3 protein-coding genes are annotated in these 3,161 nt (G+C 71.9%); all 3 read right to left on the minus strand.

The genetic code is table 11. The features are described from left to right. On the minus strand, positions 1–956 hold a 956-nt coding region (gene ccmI, locus ABSF49_RS21265), incomplete at its 3' end, for a c-type cytochrome biogenesis protein CcmI (RefSeq protein WP_424114628.1). A gap of 133 nt (positions 957–1,089) precedes the next feature. Further along, a complete protein-coding gene (locus tag ABSF49_RS21270) occupies positions 1,090–2,295 on the minus strand; it encodes an ATP-binding protein (protein WP_424114629.1) in 1,206 nt (401 codons plus the stop codon). A 215-nt stretch (positions 2,296–2,510) separates the two neighbouring features. Then, positions 2,511–3,161 (minus strand): response regulator transcription factor (locus ABSF49_RS21275; protein WP_424114630.1); only part of this gene is annotated, 651 nt, incomplete at its 5' end.

Below are 3,161 nucleotides of genomic sequence, written 5' to 3' on the forward strand. Positions count from 1 at the left end.
AGGCGCCGCCATTCGTCGGCGTCGCCGCCGCTGGTCGCCAGCCGCGTCGCCAGCCGCTCGACCATGCCGCGGATCATCGCATCCTGCTGGCCGCCCTCCTGCGGCGGCGCGCCGCCGACCAGCGGCGGCTGAGCGCCGCCGCCGGTCAGCGCGGCGAGCCGCGCCTGCAAGGCCGGCGTCCATGCCGCCTTCGGCGGCGCGTCGCCGAGCAGCGCGCGATAGATCGCGATCGCCTTCTGCACGTCGCCGTCCTGCTCGGCGGCGAGGCCGAGATAGAAGCGCGCCGAGGGCAAGCCCGGTTGTTCGGCGAGCGCCTTGTCGAAGGCGGCGCGCGCGTCGGCGGTGACGATGCCGCCCGCGGCGCCGACCAAGGCCTCGCCGTAATCGGCGCGTCTGGCGGCGTCCTCGCCGTTGAGCCGCAGCGACTGCCTGTAGGCCTCGACCGCGTCGTCGAACCGTCCGAGACGCATATAGACCGGCGCGACCAGCGCCCAGGCCGGGCCGTTGTCGGGATCGTCGGCGAGCTGTTGCTCGACATGGGCGAGCGCCGCTTCGACCCCCGACATGCCGCGCGTGTCGACCTTGCGCGCGGCGAGCGGCGAATCGGGAAGGTCGGGCCGGCCCAGATCGGCGTAGAGCGCCAAGGCGACGACCGGCGCCGCGACGACGATGGCGATCGCCCAGCCGCGCCGCAGTCCCGGCGCGTCGGCGATCGCGCCGTCGGCGGTCGCCTCGCTGGCGGCGATCAGCCGCCGCGCCGCCTCGACGCGCGCGCCGGCGGCCTCGTCGGCGGGCAGAAAACCGCGCGCGACGTCACGCTCGATCTCGCCGAGCTGCGCCTTGTAGAAGGCCGCGTCGGCCGACGTCGCCGCGCCGCGCCGCGCGCCGCGGATGAGCGGCCAGACCGCGGCGAGCGCCGCCAGCCCCGTCATTCCCGCTAGCACGACCCATAACATCGCTTTTCGGCCTTTCGCGCCGGACGCGGCGGTTCTTAGAGCAAGTCGGCCGCGGCAGGAATAGGCAAGGCCCGTCCGCCGCCGCTGGAGGCCTCTCCTTGGCGACCGCGGCGGGTCCGCGCTTTGTCGGCGATCAAAGCCGCGGCAGGCGCAGGGTCGCCCTGAGCCCGCCGAGCGGGCTCTGCTCGAGCCGGAGGGCGCCGCCATAGGCGGCGGCGACGTCGACGACGATCGACAGGCCGAGTCCCGAGCCGGGACGCGACTCGTCGAGCCGCCGGCCGCGTTCCAGCGCCGCCGAGCGCTCGTTTTCGTCGAGCCCAGGCCCGTCGTCGTCGATCGAGGCGGTGAAATAGGGCCGCCCCGACGCCTCGGCGGAGGGCTCCGGCTCGGCGTGGACGACGATGCGCGTTCGCGCCCATTTGCCGGCGTTGTCGAGCAGGTTGCCGATCAGGTCGGTGAGGTCCTGCGATTCGCCGCGGAAGCGCAGCCCGTCGGGCGCCTCGACGACGAAGGCGATGCCGCGGTCGCGGTAGATCTTCTCGAAGGTGCGGATCAACTGTTCGACGACCGGCTTCACCTCGGTCGCCGAGCCCGCCGCTCCGGCGCGCGCCGCCGCCCGGGCGCGGTCGAGATAGAAGCTGACTTGGCGACGCATCACGCCGGCCTGCTCGCGCACCTTGTCGGCCAGCCGCGGGCTGCCCGAATCGGCTTCGTTGACGATGACGCTGAGCGGCGTCTTCAGGGCGTGAGCAAGGTTGCCGACCTGGGTGCGCGCGCGCTCGACCACGGCGCGATTGGACTCGAGCAGCAGATTGACCTCGCCGGCGAGCGGCGCGACGTCCTGCGGAAAGTCGCCGCTGATGCGTTCGGCCTCGCTGCGGCGGATCGCCGCCAGACCCTCCTGCAGCACGCGCAGCGGCCTGAGGCCGAAACGCACCGCCAGCGCGGTCGAGCCGAGCAGCGCCACCGCCAGCACCAGGAACGTCGCGGCGAGCGCATATTCGAACCGCTCGATCTGGGTCTGGATCACGTCGGCGTTGGCGGCGACCTGGATGAGATAGCGGCCCTCCTCGTCGTCGATCTCGCGCTCGATCATGCGCAGCGGCCTGTCGCCGGGGCCGACCACGTAACCGCTCCTGACCGCCCCGCGCGCGCTGGTCGAGTCGGCGTCGGCGAGGCTCGGCAATTGGGTGGCGAACAGCGAGCGCGAGGTGCGGATCTCGGGATGCGGCAGGTCGAGGCGGGTGATCTGCCAATACCAGCCGGAAAAGGCGAGCTCGAACTGTGGGTCGATGACCGGTAGCGCGCCGCCCTCGAGCTCGTCGCGCGCCGACGCCACGTTGGCGACCAGCGCCTTCAGATAGACGCCGAGCTGCTCGTCGAAATTCGCTTCGGTCGAGCGCGCGTCGAGCGCCGACAGGCCGAGTCCGGCGACGAGGAGGATCGACGAGCTCCAGAACGCGGCGGAGATGAACAGCCGCGAAGCGATCGACTGAGCGTTGAGCGCCTTGCGGATGGCCGCCAGTCCGAACCCGCCGCGGCTGGGCGAAACGGTCAGCGGGCGCTCCTGCGTTTGGCGCCGGTCTCCGCCTCGGGCTCGATCACGTAGCCGAGCCCGCGCGCGGTCTGGATGACGTCGACGCCGAGCTTCTTGCGCAGACGGCCGACGAAGACCTCTATAGTGTTGGAATCGCGGTCGAAGTCCTGGTCGTAGAGATGCTCGACGATCTCGCTGCGCGAGACGATTCGTCCGGCGTGATGCATCAGGTAGGAGAGCAGGCGATATTCGTGGCTGGTCAGTTTGACCGCGACGCCGTCGACGGTCACGCGGCCGGCGCGCGCGTCGAGCCTGACCGGGCCGGCGACGAGTTCGCTTGAAGCGTGTCCCGCGGCGCGGCGCAGCAGGGCGCGGATGCGGGCGAGCACTTCCTCCATGTGGAAGGGCTTGGCGACGTAATCGTCGGCGCCGGCGTCGAAGCCCTGCACCTTGTCGCTCCAACGATCGCGCGCGGTGAGGATCAGCACCGGCGTCGATCGGCCCGCCTTGCGCCAGGCTTCGAGCACCGCGACGCCGTCGCGCTTGGGCAGACCGATGTCGAGCACGATCGCGTCGTAGGGTTCGGTGTCGCCGAGGAACCAGCCCTCCTCGCCGTCGAAGGCGCGATCGACCGCATAGCCCGCCCCTTCCAGCGCGGCGGCGACCTG

This window comes from Roseiarcus sp. (assembly GCF_049514155.1).
Classification (GTDB): Bacteria; Pseudomonadota; Alphaproteobacteria; order Rhizobiales; family Beijerinckiaceae; genus Roseiarcus.